Here is a 14,817-nt window from a genome sequence, read left to right on the forward strand (position 1 = left end):
GGCGACTCGATCGCCTGCCCGTTCCACGACTGGCGGTGGGGCGGCAACGGCAAGTGCACCGGCATCCCCTACGCCCGCCGGGTTCCGCCGTTGGCCCGCACCCGCACCTGGCAGACCATGGAGCAGGACGAGCTGCTGTTCGTGTGGAACGACCCCGAGGGCAACCCGCCGCCCGCCGACGTGACGATCCCGCAGATGTGCCCCGAGGGCACGGAGTGGACCGACTGGGTGTGGAAGTCGATCGTCATCGACACCAACTGCCGCGAGATCATCGACAACGTCGTCGACATGGCGCACTTCTTCTACGTGCACTACTCGTTCCCGACGTACTTCAAGAACATCTTCGAGGGGCACGTCGCGATCCAGGAGTACGAGGGCGTCGGCCGCGAGGACATCACCGAGTGGGACGACCCGGACGTGCCGCAGCTGGTGTCGACCACCTCGACGGCGGCGTACCACGGTCCGTCGTTCATGATCGACGACCTGACGTACCACTACGAGCACTTCAAGGCCGAGTCGATCCTCATCAACTGCCACTACCCGGTGGGCCCGGACCAGTTCGTGCTGATGTACGGCATCAAGGTCAAGAAGACCGAGGAGGTTCCCGCGGAGATCGCCGACCAGATGGTGCAGGCAATGATCGGCTACATCGGCATCGGCTTCGAGCAGGACATCGAGATCTGGAAGAACAAGACCCGGATCGACAACCCGCTGCTCACCAACGAGGACGGCCCCGTCTACCAGCTGCGTCGCTGGTACGAGCAGTTCTACGTCGACGTCGCCGACATCAAGCCGGAGATGGTCGACCGCTTCGAGTTCGAGCTCGACACCACAAGGCCGGTCGAGGCGTGGAAGCAGGAAGTCGCCGACAACATCGCCCGCAAGGCCGACGCGGAGGCCTCGGCCTGATGCAGCCGGTCGATTGCGAACGCTGCGGCAACCGGGTCCTCGTCGAGAAGGCCAGCTGGCAGCAGACGACGGTCCAGTGGAGCACCGACCACCCCGAGGTCATCTGCGAGGAGTACCAGCAGGACCCGTCGCTGACCAAGCGCGGTGCGCGGATCGGCCGCTGTTCGGCGTTGCGCGAATCGATTCGCAAGGCCGTCCTGGACGGGCGGATCACCGTCCCGGACTGACCCTTCCAACCCGGCCCGGTACGCCAAGCGTGCCGGGCCGGGGTGGAGTCAGGTCCCGTCGCCTACCAGCCGCGCGTCGCCGCCTCGCCGGTAGGACAGCGCATAGAGCGTGAACCCGACCACGGGCAGGATGATGTCGAACCACAGCGGCGGGCCGACGTTGCCGGACTTGGTGATGTCCTCGGCGATCCAGAAGTACACGTGTCCCGCCGCGTCACCGACGTACTGGATCGCGGTGACGGTCAGCAGGGCCGGCCAGAAGTAGCCGCGGAACCAGAAACACAGGCGAGGTAGGTGTCGATCACCGCCGCGGGCCGGGTGTCCGTCCGATGCCTGCGGGCCTGTGTCGCGGCGACGATCAATGCCGGCGCAACGGCGATCACAGTGGTCATGGCACCTCCTGGGACGTGGCCATCGCGGCTGGTGATTCCATGGTTGCGGCTCGGGTGCCGACGTGTTGGCCTTTTGGTGAACCGTCCGTGTGAGACGCTGGGCTGGTGCTGCTTCGATCACTAGACGCCCTCGCCGTCGCCCGAGGCGACGATCTCCCCGACGCCGTTCGGATCGGCGACACCACGCTCTCGCGCAGCGACCTCCTCGGCGCTGCCGGAGCGCTCGCCAAGCGCATCGGCGGCGCCCAGCGGGTCGCCGTCCTCGCCACGCCGACCGCGTCGACGGTGATCGCGGTGGTCGGTTGCCTGCTCGCGGGCGCCACGGTCGTGCCGGTGCCGCCCGACGCCGGATCCGCCGAGCTCGACCACATCCTGCGCGATTCGGGTGCGCAGGCGTGGCTGGGTGCGGCGCCCGACGGGACGGATCTGCCGGTGGTGCCGGTGCGGTTGCACACCCGTGACTGGCACTCTCACCCCGAACCGCCCCCGTCCTCGATCGCCTTCGTGCTGTACACCTCCGGCACCACGGGGCCGCCGAAGGGCGTGCTGCTGAGCAGGGGCGCCATCGCGGCAGGCCTCGACGCGCTCGCCGAGGCATGGAAGTGGACCGCGAACGACACTCTGGTGCACGGACTTCCGCTGTTCCACGTGCACGGCCTGATCCTGGGTCTGCTCGGCCCGCTGCGGGTCGGTAGCAGGCTGATCCACACCGTGCGTCCCACCCCCGCAGCCTATGCGCAGGCCAACGGATCGCTCTATTTCGGCGTGCCGACGGTGTGGTCGCGGGTGGTCGAGGACGAGGTGTCGGCCAAGGCGCTGAGCGGGGCCCGGCTGCTGGTCTCCGGTAGCGCCCCGCTCCCGGTGCCGGTGTTCGAGCGGCTGGCGGACCTGACCGGGCTGGTGCCGATCGAGCGATACGGCATGAGCGAGACCATGATCACGGTCAGCACCCGGGTGGGCGGTGAACACCGACCGGGTTGGGTGGGGCTGCCGGTGGCGGGTGTGGAGACCCGGCTGATCGACGAGGACGGCACCCCGGTCCCGCACGACGGCGAGAGCATCGGCGAACTGCAGGTGCGCGGCCCGATGCTGTTCGACGGTTATCTCAATCGCCCGGACGCGACCGCGGCGTCGTGGACCGAGGACGGCTGGTTCAAGACCGGCGACGTCGCGGTGATCGACGAGCACGGATTCCATCGGATCGTTGGCCGCGAATCGACCGACCTGATCAAGTCCGGCGGCTACCGGATCGGGGCGGGCGAGGTGGAAACCTCGCTGTTGGGCCACCCGGCGGTCCGCGAGGTCGCGGTGGTCGGGGTGCCGGACGACGACCTGGGGCAGCGGCTGGTCGCCTATGTGGTCGGCGATGTGCCCTCGCCCGAGGACCTGATCGAGCACGTGGTCGCGGAGCTGTCCGCGCACAAACGGCCTCGCGAGATCCGGGTGGTGGATTCGTTGCCGCGCAACGCACTCGGCAAGGTGCAGAAGAACAAGCTCGGCTGAATCCGCTGGGCCTAGGCCAACGCGCCCGCGCCGCTGAGCGTGACGAACTCGTGTCCCTGCTCGCGCAGCGCGGGCAGGGCTGCGGCCAGTCCCTCCGCGGTGTCTCCCGCGGGGCGGTTCATGTGCGCGATCACGATCGATCCGGGTGCCGCTGAGGTGAGCGCACCCCGGACCTTCGCGGCGGGCATCGTCGCGCCGGAATCGCCGTTCACCGTGAAACCGACGACCTCCTCGCCGAGATCCCGGACGATGGCGGCCGCGACCTCGTCGCAGTGGGCTGTGCCCGGCCGGAACCAGCGCGGCGCCACGCCGGTGATCTCCTGCAGCCGTCGGTGATTGACCAGCACCTCGTCGATGACCTCCGCCACCGAACGGGTGCCCGCGATCCCGTATGCCGATCGCCCGGTCACAGACAGCGGCAGGTGGTGGGTCCCGTGGTTGCCGAGCTCGATCAACGGGTTGCCGGCCAGGCGCACGGCCAGCGTCGGATTGGCGTCGATCCAGCGGCCGTTGAGGAACAGGGTGGCGGGCAGCCTCTCCCGCTCCAGCAAACCAAGCAGGTCGGCGTCCACCGCGGTACCTCCTTGGCCGCCGCACGCGTCGAAGGTGAGGGCGAGCCTGCGGTCGGGCAGCGCGAGCCGGGTCCTGGTCCCGGTGACGGCCAAGCCCCATTCGTGGGGGACCGCACCCGCGTACCTGGCCTGCACCGCCGCCACCGAGGGCGGGACCGGGCTCAACGGCGGGGTTTCGGGGAGGATCCCGGATGGCCCGATCGGGAGCGGCTCGGAACTGGCGACGGTGGGCCCGCCGACCGTGACGCGGTGCGCGGCGACGGCGAAGCCGCCTGCGAGGCCGAGCAGCAGGGACCGGCGGGTGAGGGGCGCGCGCACGGCGGTCACGCTATGACACCGGGCGCGATCTCGCGCGTCGAGACGAACCGTGGACGGAGACGGCTCCTTTTGAGCCCGACGCGACTAACCTCGATAACCATGACCATGCCAGCCGAGAACACCCGTATCGTGCTCGCGTCACGCCCCGTCGGCGAACCCCGGCCATCCGATTTCCGGATCGAGACCGTCCCGGTCCCCACTCCGGGCGACGGGCAGCTACTGCTCAAGACCCTCTACCTCTCGCTCGATCCGTACATGCGGGGCCGGATGAGCGCGGCGAAGTCGTACGCCGACCCGGTCGAGCTCGGCGACGTCATGGTCGGCGGCACCGTGTGCGAGGTGATCGAGTCGAGGGACCCGGCCTTCCATGCGGGCGATGTGGTCTTGTCCTTCTCGGGCTGGCAGACGCACTCGGTGACCGACGCGCATCACGTGCGCAAGCTCGACCCGCAGGCCGCGCCTGTGCAGAGCTGGTTGGGTGTGTTGGGGATGCCCGGCTTCACCGGCTACGCGGGACTGCTGCGCATCGGCGACCCCAAGCCGGGTGAGACGGTGGTGGTCGCCGCCGCGACGGGGCCGGTCGGATCCGCCGTCGGGCAGATCGCGAAGATCAAGGGCGCCAGGGCGGTCGGCATCGCAGGCGGACCCGAGAAGGTCGCCTACCTGCGCGAGATCGGCTTCGACGCCGCGATCGACCACCGCGCCCCTGACTTCGCCGAGCAACTCGCGGCGGCCTGCCCCGACGGCATCGACGTGTACTTCGAGAATGTCGGCGGCGCCGTGTGGGCCGCGGTGTTCCCGCTGCTGAACGACTTCGCCCGGGTTCCTGTGTGCGGGCTGGTCTCGCACTACAACGACACCGCGGCTCCGACGGGCCCGGATCGGTTGCCCGGCTTCATGAGTGACGTGCTGAAGAAGAGCCTGACGATCCGCGGATTCATCCAGAGCGAGTTCGTCAAGAGCGACTTCAAACACTTCGTCGGCGACATGTCCGGCTGGATCCACGCCGGGCGCATCGCGTACCGCGAGGACATCGTGGAGGGGCTGGAGAACGCGCCCGCAGCCTTCAACGGGATGCTCGCCGGGCGCAACTTCGGCAAGCTGATCATCAAGGTGGCCGAGGCGGGCGGGTGACAGAGTTGGGTGAACGGCCGCAGGAGAAGGTCGGGCCGCTCGAACTGATCGCGTTCCTGTGCGAGCTGGCGATGCTTGTTCTTCTGGCCATGGCCGGGATCGCGATGATGGATTCACTGCTCGGTCGGTTGCTGGTGGCGATCGCGTTGCCTGCCGCCGCGGCGGGGATCTGGTCGGTGTGGATGGCGCCGACGTCCCGCAGGAGGCTCCCCAATCCGTCCCGGCTGTACGCGCAGGTCGTGCTGTTCGCGGTGGTCGGGCTGATCGTCGGGCCGACCACCGGCTGGCTCGTCGGCGCTGCCTTCTTCGTGGTGTCCGCGGTCGTGTTCGCGGAGCGGTACAGGCGGGAGTTGCGTACCACCTAGCGACCCGCCGCTGGGTTCCCCGGCGTGGCGTGGCTCCCGCTGATCATCACGGTGGCGTGACCACGCAACCCCGCCAAGGGTGAACATTCCGACCTCCTCAGGGTGGCTCCTTCGGCACCCCAGGGCACCTACTGAAAAACGTTGGTGCAGATGACGATTGATGGGCAAACCCAACCCAGGTCATTGGAGGACCAGATGCCCAGCTCGAAGATCCGCACCGCAATCGCGGTCGCCGCCGCCAGTTTCGCCGTTGCGGCGGCGGCCGCCGGCCCGGCCTACGCCGTCACCGCCGCAAGCGCCGTCAAGCCCGCCGAACCCGTTCCGGGGCCCACGGCTCCGAATCCCTGCCCGCCGCCTGTCGTTGCCGCGTCCTACGTCGCCGCGCCGGCAGGAGGCGGCACCGGACCCACCGTTCCCAAGCCCTGCCCGGGCCGGCCCGGTGGTGGCACCGGCGGCGGTGGCGGTACCGGCGGGGGAACGGGCGGTGGCACCGGCGGAGGCGGCGGCCCCAAGTAGAGCCGGACACCAGCTGCCCGCCGTCACCTCGACGGCGGGCAGCTGCTTGTGGATCCAGCCTGGATGTCATGTCGGCTCGCGCGCGACCGTTCGCCACTTGACCTGAACGGCGGTTGAGGTCATAGCGTCGTGGGTGCATCGCGCCGACGACGGGAGACCTCATGACTGCGACAGCGTCCGCCCTCACGCCCGCTCAGATCGAGTACCTCGGGAGCCAGCGGCTCGGCCGTCTCGCGACGGTCGATCGCCGCGGCGCCCCGCAGAACAACCCGGTGGGATATCGGTTCAACGCCGAGCTCGGCACCATCGACATCGGCGGCCACAACCTCGGTGCCAGCAGGAAGTTCCGCAACCTCGCGGGCAACGAGCGGGTGGCCTTCGTCGTCGACGACCTCGCGTCGATCCAGCCGTGGGTGGTGCGGTGCATCGAGATCCGCGGCAGGGCAGAGGCATTGACGGGCGTGGAGCCGTGGGGGAGGGGGATGTCGCCGGAGCTGATCCGCATCCACCCCGACCGGGTGATCGTGTTCGGACTGGACTCCGACGCGGGCGCCTGACCTACCTGCTGTCCCGGAACACCGGCTCCCGCTTCTCGCGCCGGGCCAGGGTGGCCTCCTCGAAGTTGTCGGTCATCAGCCGGATCATCAACTGGCCAAGGCCTTCCTGGTTCATGTGCTGTGCCATCGAGGAGGCGTCCAGGCTCGACCACAGGGTCCGCTTGGTGAGCTCGACGCCGGGCCGGGAGAAGGCCGCGATCCGCTCGGCCAGGGTGAACGACTCCTCGAGCAGGTCGTCGCCGGACACCAGGCGCGAGACCAGGCCGATCCGCTCGGCCTCCACGGCGTCGATGTCCCGGCCGGACAGCATGATCTCGAAGGCCCGCGAGGACCCGATCGCGCGCGGCAGCAGGTAGCTCAGCCCCAGCTCGCTCGCGGTGAGTCCGTTGTTGATGCCCGCCGCGCGGAAGTAGGCGTCGGTGGAGGCCAGCCGGATGTCCGCCGCCAGCGACAGGCAGAAGCCGCCGCCGATCGCGGCGCCGTTGACCGCGGCGATCACCGGCTGGTGCATCCGGCGGACCGCCAGCACCACGTCGTCGAGGATCTCCATGGCGCGCAACGCGATCGACGGGCGGGTCAGGCCGTCGATGTGCGGGGGACTGCCGGCGGAGGCCTGGTCGGCGCCCGAGCAGAACCCGCGGCCCGCGCCGGTGAGGACGACCGCGCGCACCGAGTTGTCGTTGCTGATCGCCTCGAGGGATTCCTTGAGCGGAACCATCACGTCGAACGCCATCGCGTTCATCCGCTCGGGTCGGTTCAGCGTCACCAGGGCCACGTTCTCCCGCGGCCGCTCGACGAGGATGAAGCTCACGAAGGACTCCTGTTCGATCACGGACGTAGGTCGCTGACACTACGTCCTGTTCGGCCGCCGCGGGGCGATTTCTGGCACCAGGTGCAGGATGCGCGGGGGTGCCGCACCGACCCGATTCGCCCGAAACGCGTCGTCCGATTCCCGCCAGCATCGAGGGCAGGGATTCCGCAATCTGATTCAGGCGAACATCGCGCCACTCTCAGCAGATCTCCGAAAGGACTCATCATGTCTTCGCGTCTGGATTCCAAGGTCTTCATCGTCACCGGCGGCACCTCCGGCATCGGCCTCGCGGTTGCCCGTCGGCTCACGGCAGAGGGCGCGGCCGTCGTGCTCGGCGCTCGCCGCAAGGACGTCGGTGAGGAGGCTGCCGCGAGCATCCGGGCCGCGGGCGGCACCGCGACCTTCGTGCCGGCGGATGTGTCGGTGGAGGCGGACGCCGCCGCGCTGGTGGCCGCCGCGGTCGCCGAGTTCGGGCGGCTGGACGGGGCGTTCAACAACGCGGGCGGCGTCAACGCGTCCGGCCCGGTGTCCGGTATCGCCGGGGCCGACTGGGATGCGGAGATGTCGCAGAACGTCACCAGCGTCTTCAACTGCCTCAAGCACCAGATTCCCGCCGTCCTCGAGACCCGCGGGGCCATCGTCAACAACGCGTCGAACCTGGGGGTCGTCGCGCTGCCCGAGGTCGCGCCCTATGTCGCTGCCAAGCACGCCGTCGTCGGCCTGACCCGGTCCGTCGCGCTCGAGGTCGCCGAGCGGGGAGTCCGGGTCAACGCCATCACCACCGGCGGGGTCGACACGCCGCTCTCCCGCGGGTCCATGGCCCCCACCGACGAGGCGATGGCGCAGATCGGCGCCATGCACCCTGTGAACCGGGTCGCCCAGCCGGAGGAGATCGCGCCGTTCGTCGCGTTTCTGCTCAGCGACGAGGCATCGTTCGTCACCGGCGCCGCCCTCTCGATCGACGGTGGCTTCACCGCGCGCTGAGCGGAGCCGGACGCGCGTGCGGCTGCCTAGGCGGCCGCACGCCGCCGGCGGGCATTGAGCACGGAAAGGCCGGCGATCACCGCGAACAGCACCGCGGTGGAGATCAGCTGCTTGCGGGCGTCGGCGTCCGTCAGCATCAGCAGGATCAGGCCGCCGAGCGCGGCAAGGGTGAACCAGCTCAGGTAGGGGAAACCCCACATCCGGAGGCTGAGCTTTCCCTCTGCCTCCAGTCGCGGGCGCAGCCGCAGCTGCGAGACCACGATGAAGATCCAGATCACCAGCAGCGCGGCGCCGACCGCATTGAGCAGGATCGACAGCAGCGAGTCCGGCAGCAGCCAGTTCAGCAGCACGCTGACGAAGCCGAAGAACACCGAGAGCAGCACCGCGTTGGTCGGCACCCCGGTCTTGGACAGGCCGGCCAGCAGCGCCGGACCGTCGCCGCGCCGGGCGAGCGAGTAGGCCATCCGGGAGGTGCCGTAGACGTTGGCGTTGAAGGCGGACAGCAGGGCAACCACGACCACCAGTTCCATGAAACCGGCCACGTAGGAGATGTGGGCCTGGTTCAGGACGGCCACGAAGGGGCCGCTCTGCAGCTGCGGCGAATCCCATGGCAGCACCAGCACCATGATCGCGATCGAGCCGATGTAGAACACGCTGATGCGCCAGACCACGCTGCGCACTGCGGTGGCGATCGAATGCTCCGGGTCCTTCGACTCGGCCGCGGCGATGGTGACGATCTCGATGCCACCGAACGCGAACGCGACCACGAGCAGGCCAGCGGCGATGCCGGCGAAACCGTTCGGCATGAAGCCGCCCTGGCCGAGCAGGTTCGTGAACCCGACCGGGTCGGTGTCCGGCAGCAGCCCGAACACCAGCAGCACACCGATCACCAGGAAGGCGACGATGACCGCGACCTTGATGGCGGCGAACCAGAACTCGAACTCGCCGAAGTTGCTCACCTTGGCCAGGTTCACCACCGCGAAGAAGGTGACGAAGACCAGCGCCACCACCCATTGCGGTACCCCCGGCAGCCATCCGTGCACGATCGCCGAGGCGCCGGTGATCTCGGCGCCGAGCACCATGATCAGCATGAACCAGTACAACCAGCCCATCGTGAAGCCGGCCCACTCGCCGATGCCGATGCGGGCGTAGTGGCTGAACGAGCCGCTGGCCGGGATCGCGGCGCCCATCTCGCCGAGCATCCGCATCACGAAGACCACGATGATGCCGGCGATGATGTACGAGATCAGCACGGCAGGGCCGGCCTTCGCGATCCCGACCCCGGTACCGAGGAACAACCCGGCGCCGATCGCGGAACCGAGACCCATCATCGTGAGATGGCGGACCTTGAGCCCGTGCCCGAGGTGCGAGGTGTCGCCCTCCTCGGCGGGGGCCGTGGCGGTGTCCTTTGCCGGGTCGCTCGTCGTCATCGTCAGTCGTTCTTGTGCAGCGCCGCGTTGAGCTCGACGCCGGTGCCCTTCCACGGGGTCACCTCGACGGCGCCGGACACGGAGTTGCGGCGGAACAGGATGTTGGACTGGCCGTTGAGCTCCTTGGCCTTGATCACCGTGCCGTCGGGGCCGGAGACCTTGGTACCGGAGGTGATGTACAGGCCGGCCTCGACCACGCAGTCGTCGCCGAGGGAGATGCCGAGGCCGGAGTTCGCGCCGAGCAGGCAGCGCTTGCCCACCGAGATGACCTCCTTGCCGCCGCCGGAGAGGGTGCCCATGATCGAGGCGCCGCCACCGACATCGGAACCGTCGTCGACGACGACGCCGGCGGAGATGCGGCCCTCGACCATCGAGTTGCCGAGCGTGCCTGCGTTGAAGTTCACGAAGCCCTCGTGCATGACCGTGGTGCCGCTGGCCAGGTGCGCGCCGAGGCGGACCCGGTCCGCGTCCGCGATCCGGACGCCGGACGGGACCACGTAGTCGACCAGGCGCGGGAACTTGTCGATGCCGTACACGGTGACCTGGCCGCGGGCGCGCAGCTTGGCGCGCACCAGCTCGAAGCCCTCGACCGCGCACGGCCCGAAGTTGGTCCACACCACGTTGGCGAGCAGGCCGAAGACGCCGTCGAGGTTGGCGCCGTGCGGCTGGATGAGGCGGTGCGAGATCAGGTGCAGGCGCAGGTAGGCGTCGTGCGCGTCGACCGGCGCCGCGGCCAGGTCGGCGATCGTGGTGCGCACCGCGACGGTGCGGACGCCGCGGGCCTCGTCGTCGCCGACCAGCGCGGCCAGCTCGGCCGGGATGTCGGAACCCTCGAGCACGACGGTGCCCGCCTGAGCGTGTTCGCCCAGCGTGGGCTCCGGGTACCAGGTGTCGAGGACGACCCCGCCCGTGGTCACGTTTGCGATACCGACTGCCGATGCTCCCTGAGTGCTCACGGGCAGTCAGGGTACCGGCTGGAGTAATTGAACCGTCACCCGAGCGCATCCCGTGGAAGGCTGTGCTGATCGACCGTCGTACCAGCCGGATGGATGTGGGGACGCATGCGTGGAATCGGATTCGCTCGTTCGGTCAGGATCGCGGCGGCCGGGGCCGCGGTGGCCGCGGCGCTCTCGCTGTTGTCGATGCCGCAGGCGGGTGCCGCGCCGCTCTGCCCGGGCGCGGGGCGGGCGCCCGTGCTGGTCGGCCGGGTTCCCGGCGCCGCCATCGAGGGAGCGGCGGTCGACGGTGCCGGCCGGCTCTACCTCACGGACCTGCGTAGCAACCGGGTGCTCCGCATCGACCGGCCCGGCGCCCCCGCGGTGCCGTTCGCGACCCTGCCGGGGCCGATCGGTGGCGGCCTTGCCTTCGCGCCGGACGGCGGCCTGCTGGTCGGCTACGGCGACGCCCGGGTGTTCGTCGGCGATGTCGCGCGGCCGGCCGGCATCGTCAAGATCGACGTCGGGACCGGCGCGGTGCGCCCGTTCGCGTCCGGGCTCTCCGCGGCGAACGGCCTCGCGGTGACCCGCGACGGCACCGTGTACGCGACCAACGACCTCGCGTCGCTGGTCGGGCGGGTGCTGCCGAACGGTGTCGTGCAGCCCGACTGGGCGGTGCTGCCCAGCGCGAACGGCGCCGCGCTCAGCGGCGACGACCGCTACCTCTACGTCTCGCGGACCTTCGTCAATCCGGGCGTGAGCCGGATCCCGCTGGCGAACCCGGCGGCGCCCGAGTCGCTGGTGGACTTCGGTGGCGCCGACACGTTCGTCGCGCCGGACGGGCTGGTGCTGGACGCGGCGGGCCGCCCGATCGTGCCGACCGACATCAGCGGGGAGATCCTGCGGGTGGACGGGCCGAACCGGTACTGCGCGCTCGCAGGCGGGTTGCCGGGGTCGAGCGTGCTGACCTTCGGCAACGGCCGCGCCGGGTTCTCAGCCGGACGGCTGTTCCGGGCCGGGTTCGACGGCGACATCTACGAGATCTAAGCGCTTCGCGCCGGTGCGAGGTTGACGAGTCTCTGGACTCGCCAACCGCGCAGGCGGCGAAGCCTCAGTACAAACCGACCGGATGGTTTAGTGTGCGGCCTGTCATGTCCACGAGACCCATCAGGAGCTCTACATGAAACGTTCGACCCGGTATCTCTCCGGTCTGCTCACCGCCGCCGCACTGACTGCGAGCCTGGGCGCAGGCACCGCCCAGGCGGAACCCGTGCAAGTTCCTTCCTCGACTGCCTCGACCGTTGCGGTCGCCCAGTCCGGGAAGGTGGTTGCGGCAGGCATGAGGCTCGCATTCGACAACAACCTGGAGCATCCCGACATGTGCACCCTCGGTGCGGTCGGTACCGACTCTCAGGGCAGGAAGGTCGGCATCACCGCCGGGCACTGCAACCCGTGGGAGCCCATTCGGACCATCAAGGGCCCGCTTCCGCGGGTTCGCACCCTCGCGAACACCCACCCTGTCTGGGATTGGCGTGACATGGCCGCGGGGCCCATTGGCTGGATCCGTTGGGTATCGGCCGATCAGAGCGAGTGCCCGGCTGGATCCGGGTTGTGCCTCAATCCGCTCATCGCGGGGATCGACTACATGGTGATCGAGTTCGCCGACACCGTTGCGCTCTCCAGCCAGGTGATGACAGTCCCCAAGTACGGACCAGACGCGAACGGAGTTCCATTCAATCCCGACTTCACGGGTCCCGCTCCTTACGTTCCCGGTCCGATCCAAGTTCCTTCCGAGCCGTGGTTCAAGATGAACGCGATCTCGGCCGACTCGGCCGGAAATCCGACAGTGGCAGGGGCGGGCACAACCATCTGCAACGCCGGTTCGACCACCGTCCAGGGTTACGCTCAGGCCGGTGACCCCAAAACGGTCCAGTGTGGACCCGTCATCTACAACCAGGCCGGCCGGAACTACAGCTGGGCCGGTATGAAGCAAGGCGACTCCGGTGGTCCGATGTTCGTCAAGGGCAAGCCCAACGAGTGGGCAGGGATCGCCTCCTGGATCGTGGACGGATTCCCAACCCAATATCAGGTCTACACCTCCGCAAAGAAGATTCTCGACGACATGAACGGGCAGACCGGGGACTTCCCCGGCAAGGGCTTCCAGATCACCAACAACTAGTGAATGCTCGCCGCCCGTGAGCCCAAACGGTCCCACTGTGGGCCAAAAGGACTCACGGGCGGCGGAGCCGCCTAATCTGATCTGGTGACCCCGACGCCGCGCCTTGACCTGCACGCCGACCCGATCGAGCTGACCGCCGCCCTGGTCGACATCCCGAGCGTCTCGCACGACGAGGCGCTGATCGCGGATGCCGTGGAGGCGGCGCTGCGCGAGCAGACCATCGGCTTCGAGGTGATCCGGAACGGCAATGCGGTGCTCGCCCGCACCGATCTCGGGCTGCCGAGCCGGGTGATGCTGGCAGGCCACCTGGACACGGTGCCGATCGCCGACAACGTGCCGAGCACGCGCACCGTCGACCCCGAGCGGGGAGAGCTGCTGCACGGCTGCGGCACCGTCGACATGAAGTCCGGCGACGCGGTGTTCCTGCACCTGGCCGCGACGATCGAGGAACTCGCGCACGACCTGACGCTGGTGTTCTACGACTGCGAGGAGATCGCGGCCGTGCACAACGGGCTCGGCCGCATCGAGCGCGAGCTGCCGCAGTGGCTGCAGGCCGACGTCGCGGTGCTGGGGGAACCATCGGGCGGGTTCATCGAGGCAGGCTGCCAGGGCACCCTGCGGGTGCGGCTGACGACCTCGGGAACCCGCGCGCACTCGGCGCGATCCTGGCTGGGGGACAACGCGATCCACAAGTTCGGGCCGCTGCTGGCCCGGCTCGCCGACTACCAGGCGCGGTCGGTGGACATCGACGGCTGCGTCTACCGCGAGGGCCTGTCCGCGGTGCGCATCGCCGGGGGAGTGGCGGGGAACGTGGTGCCCGACGCCGCCGAGGTGGACGTGAACTTCCGGTTCGCGCCCGACCGCAGCGTGGATCAGGCGATCGAACACGTCCGTGAGGTGGTGGACGGTCTCGGCCTCGGCTTCGAGGTGACGGACAGTTCGGCCGGGGCGCTGCCTGGCCTGGGCGCACCGGCCGCCGCCGCGCTGATCGGCGCGGCGGGCGGGCAGTTCCGCGCGAAGTACGGCTGGACCGATGTCGCCCGGTTCTCGGCGCTCGGCATCCCGGCGGTCAACTACGGACCCGGAGACCCGAACCTCGCGCACAAGCGCGACGAGCACGTGCCGGTCTCGCAGATCACCGAGGTCACCCGGGTGCTGCGCGGCTACCTCAGCGCCTGACCGGAACGGGTCCGGCCCCACTGCGGCGGTCGCGTTGGGGCCGGACTCGTCGTGCGGTGGCTAGCCGATGCTGAACGGCTGCCCCCACAGCGTGGTGCTGCTGGTGATGGTGTCCGTGCTCACCGAGACGGTGGCGTAGGAGCGGGCCTGCGCGTAGCCGGCGCAGCCCTCGACGCCGATCGTGGAGTCGGCGTAGGTGACCGAGCCGGACGTGCCCTTGAACGAGTTTGCGCCGGAGTGGGATTCGTTGCCGTAGCTGTCCTCCTTCTCCAGGTCGAGGAGCCGGATGTTCTTGGCCTGGCCTGGACCGATGCTGACGGTGCCGGAGCCCTTGGCGGTCTGCTTGACGCTCTCGCCCTCCCAGTTCGACGACATCCCGCTGTCGGCGCCGCCCTTGCCGCCGAGGGTCAGCTGGCAGGCCACCACGTAGCCCGCGGTGATGCTGCCGCCCTTGGCATTCGGCCCGGTTACCTCTGCGCCGATCCGGCCGGACACCCACACGTTGCGGTGCAGCGGGGTCGATCCCATCGACGGGGAGATGTTGGCGGTCTCGCCGGTGCGGGTGATCGTGACGACGGTGCCGTCGGCGAGCGTCTTGCTGATGGTGCCGTCCGGCAGGGGGACGAAGGTGTCGGCGTTCGCAGCGCCCGCGGACAGGAAGCCGATCGCGACGGCGGTGGCGGCGCCGACGGCGGAGATCTGCAGCCCGCGACGCAGGCCGGTGGTGCTGGAGTTCATGATTCCGTCTTCCTATCCGATGCTGAACGGCTGGCCGTACAGGGTGGTCTTGGAGTAGTCGTTGCCGA

18 protein-coding genes are annotated in these 14,817 nt (G+C 69.3%); 11 read left to right on the forward strand and 7 right to left on the reverse strand.

Features of this window, described 5'->3' with window-relative positions; translation table 11 throughout:
• Both BR31_RS32010 and BR31_RS0124460 read left to right on the forward strand, forming a co-directional pair.
• Positions 1-909, forward strand: a 909-nt coding sequence (locus tag BR31_RS32010) for a 3-ketosteroid-9-alpha-monooxygenase, oxygenase component (RefSeq protein WP_027503266.1), incomplete at its 5' end; no start/stop codon positions are given.
• On the forward strand, positions 909-1,136 hold the full coding sequence (locus BR31_RS0124460; protein ID WP_027503267.1) for a hypothetical protein: 228 nt from the start codon (positions 909-911) through the stop codon (positions 1,134-1,136). The genes BR31_RS32010 and BR31_RS0124460, both read left to right, overlap by 1 nt.
• Positions 1,137-1,184: 48 nt before the next feature.
• Here BR31_RS0124460 and BR31_RS32555 read toward each other — a convergent pair whose 3' ends face one another.
• Together BR31_RS32555 and BR31_RS31715 are read right to left on the reverse strand one after the other, a co-directional pair.
• Positions 1,185-1,421, reverse strand: a complete 237-nt coding sequence (locus tag BR31_RS32555) for a DUF6790 family protein (protein WP_331281151.1) — start codon at positions 1,419-1,421, stop codon at positions 1,185-1,187.
• The gene (locus tag BR31_RS31715; RefSeq protein WP_156042615.1) at positions 1,379-1,528 is read right to left on the reverse strand and encodes a hypothetical protein; all 150 of its coding nucleotides are present in this window, start codon (positions 1,526-1,528) and stop codon (positions 1,379-1,381) included. Before BR31_RS31715 ends, BR31_RS32555 begins: the two co-directional genes overlap by 43 nt.
• Before the next feature lie 105 nt (positions 1,529-1,633).
• On the opposite strand from BR31_RS31715, the gene BR31_RS0124470 reads away from it, so the two are divergent.
• Positions 1,634-3,031 (forward strand): acyl-CoA synthetase, encoded by a 1,398-nt coding sequence (locus BR31_RS0124470; protein ID WP_027503268.1) that lies wholly within the window; start codon positions 1,634-1,636, stop codon positions 3,029-3,031.
• Positions 3,032-3,042: 11 nt separating this feature from the next.
• Here BR31_RS0124470 and BR31_RS0124475 read toward each other — a convergent pair whose 3' ends face one another.
• Positions 3,043-3,921, reverse strand: coding sequence for a polysaccharide deacetylase family protein (locus tag BR31_RS0124475; RefSeq protein ID WP_081830667.1), 879 nt, complete (start codon positions 3,919-3,921; stop codon positions 3,043-3,045).
• Between the two features lie 99 nt (positions 3,922-4,020).
• Here BR31_RS0124475 and BR31_RS0124480 point away from each other — a divergent pair, with 99 nt between their 5' ends.
• From BR31_RS0124480 to BR31_RS0124495, 4 genes are all read left to right on the forward strand, one after another.
• A complete protein-coding gene (locus BR31_RS0124480) occupies positions 4,021-5,055 on the forward strand; it encodes an NADP-dependent oxidoreductase (protein ID WP_027503270.1) in 1,035 nt (344 codons plus the stop codon).
• Positions 5,052-5,420, forward strand: a complete 369-nt coding sequence (locus BR31_RS30010) for a YrdB family protein (protein WP_051637722.1) — start codon at positions 5,052-5,054, stop codon at positions 5,418-5,420. The genes BR31_RS0124480 and BR31_RS30010 overlap by 4 nt, the downstream gene beginning before the upstream one ends.
• Positions 5,421-5,615: 195 nt before the next feature.
• On the forward strand, positions 5,616-5,936 hold the full coding sequence (locus BR31_RS31720; RefSeq protein WP_027503271.1) for a hypothetical protein: 321 nt from the start codon (positions 5,616-5,618) through the stop codon (positions 5,934-5,936).
• Between the two features lie 161 nt (positions 5,937-6,097).
• Positions 6,098-6,493 carry a PPOX class F420-dependent oxidoreductase gene (locus tag BR31_RS0124495; RefSeq protein ID WP_027503272.1) on the forward strand — a complete coding sequence of 132 codons (396 nt, stop codon included), beginning with the start codon at positions 6,098-6,100 and terminating at the stop codon, positions 6,491-6,493.
• Between the two features lies 1 nt (position 6,494).
• On the opposite strand, the gene BR31_RS0124500 is transcribed toward BR31_RS0124495, so the two are convergent.
• A complete protein-coding gene (locus BR31_RS0124500) occupies positions 6,495-7,304 on the reverse strand; it encodes an enoyl-CoA hydratase (RefSeq protein ID WP_027503273.1) in 810 nt (269 codons plus the stop codon).
• Positions 7,305-7,529: 225 nt separating this feature from the next.
• Here BR31_RS0124500 and BR31_RS0124505 point away from each other — a divergent pair, with 225 nt between their 5' ends.
• Positions 7,530-8,288 carry an SDR family NAD(P)-dependent oxidoreductase gene (locus tag BR31_RS0124505; protein WP_027503274.1) on the forward strand — a complete coding sequence of 253 codons (759 nt, stop codon included), beginning with the start codon at positions 7,530-7,532 and terminating at the stop codon, positions 8,286-8,288.
• A 26-nt stretch (positions 8,289-8,314) separates the two neighbouring features.
• Here BR31_RS0124505 and BR31_RS0124510 read toward each other — a convergent pair whose 3' ends face one another.
• Both BR31_RS0124510 and dapD read right to left on the reverse strand, forming a co-directional pair.
• Positions 8,315-9,619: an amino acid permease gene (locus BR31_RS0124510; protein ID WP_231496693.1), complete on the reverse strand. Its 1,305-nt coding sequence runs from the start codon at positions 9,617-9,619 to the stop codon at positions 8,315-8,317.
• Positions 9,620-9,720: 101 nt separating this feature from the next.
• Positions 9,721-10,674: a 2,3,4,5-tetrahydropyridine-2,6-dicarboxylate N-succinyltransferase gene (gene dapD, locus BR31_RS0124515; RefSeq protein ID WP_027503276.1), complete on the reverse strand. Its 954-nt coding sequence runs from the start codon at positions 10,672-10,674 to the stop codon at positions 9,721-9,723.
• A gap of 105 nt (positions 10,675-10,779) precedes the next feature.
• Between dapD and BR31_RS0124520 the strand changes: the two genes are divergently transcribed.
• The 3 genes from BR31_RS0124520 to dapE all read left to right on the forward strand — a co-directional run bounded on the left by BR31_RS0124520 (position 10,780) and on the right by dapE (position 14,011).
• Positions 10,780-11,700, forward strand: a complete 921-nt coding sequence (locus tag BR31_RS0124520) for an SMP-30/gluconolactonase/LRE family protein (RefSeq protein WP_027503277.1) — start codon at positions 10,780-10,782, stop codon at positions 11,698-11,700.
• Between the two features lie 133 nt (positions 11,701-11,833).
• On the forward strand, positions 11,834-12,832 hold the full coding sequence (locus BR31_RS0124525) for a trypsin-like serine protease (protein WP_027503278.1): 999 nt from the start codon (positions 11,834-11,836) through the stop codon (positions 12,830-12,832).
• A gap of 84 nt (positions 12,833-12,916) precedes the next feature.
• Positions 12,917-14,011, forward strand: a complete 1,095-nt coding sequence (dapE, locus tag BR31_RS0124530) for a succinyl-diaminopimelate desuccinylase (protein ID WP_027503279.1) — start codon at positions 12,917-12,919, stop codon at positions 14,009-14,011.
• Between the two features lie 60 nt (positions 14,012-14,071).
• On the opposite strand, the gene BR31_RS0124535 is transcribed toward dapE, so the two are convergent.
• Positions 14,072-14,749, reverse strand: coding sequence for an MspA family porin (locus BR31_RS0124535; protein WP_027503280.1), 678 nt, complete (start codon positions 14,747-14,749; stop codon positions 14,072-14,074).
• Positions 14,750-14,817 lie beyond the last annotated feature (68 nt).

The sequence above is a fragment of the Rhodococcus sp. UNC363MFTsu5.1 genome (assembly GCF_000686785.1).
Taxonomy (GTDB): Bacteria; Actinomycetota; Actinomycetes; order Mycobacteriales; family Mycobacteriaceae; genus Rhodococcus_G; species Rhodococcus_G maanshanensis.

Excerpts from the sequence above, each read along its gene's own strand:
- BR31_RS0124480 (WP_027503270.1), top strand. The coding sequence starts at position 4,021 with ATGACCATGCCAGCCGAGAACACCCGTATCGTGCTCGCGTCACGCCCC.
- BR31_RS31720 (WP_027503271.1), top strand. The coding sequence starts at position 5,616 with ATGCCCAGCTCGAAGATCCGCACCGCAATCGCGGTCGCCGCCGCCAGT.
- BR31_RS0124535 (WP_027503280.1), bottom strand. The coding sequence starts at position 14,749 with ATGAACTCCAGCACCACCGGCCTGCGTCGCGGGCTGCAGATCTCCGCC.
- BR31_RS31715 (WP_156042615.1), bottom strand. The coding sequence starts at position 1,528 with ATGACCACTGTGATCGCCGTTGCGCCGGCATTGATCGTCGCCGCGACA.
- BR31_RS0124495 (WP_027503272.1), top strand. The coding sequence starts at position 6,098 with ATGACTGCGACAGCGTCCGCCCTCACGCCCGCTCAGATCGAGTACCTC.
- BR31_RS0124525 (WP_027503278.1), top strand. The coding sequence starts at position 11,834 with ATGAAACGTTCGACCCGGTATCTCTCCGGTCTGCTCACCGCCGCCGCA.
- BR31_RS0124505 (WP_027503274.1), top strand. The coding sequence starts at position 7,530 with ATGTCTTCGCGTCTGGATTCCAAGGTCTTCATCGTCACCGGCGGCACC.
- BR31_RS0124510 (WP_231496693.1), bottom strand. The coding sequence starts at position 9,619 with ATGATGGGTCTCGGTTCCGCGATCGGCGCCGGGTTGTTCCTCGGTACC.
- BR31_RS0124520 (WP_027503277.1), top strand. The coding sequence starts at position 10,780 with ATGCGTGGAATCGGATTCGCTCGTTCGGTCAGGATCGCGGCGGCCGGG.
- BR31_RS0124460 (WP_027503267.1), top strand. The coding sequence starts at position 909 with ATGCAGCCGGTCGATTGCGAACGCTGCGGCAACCGGGTCCTCGTCGAG.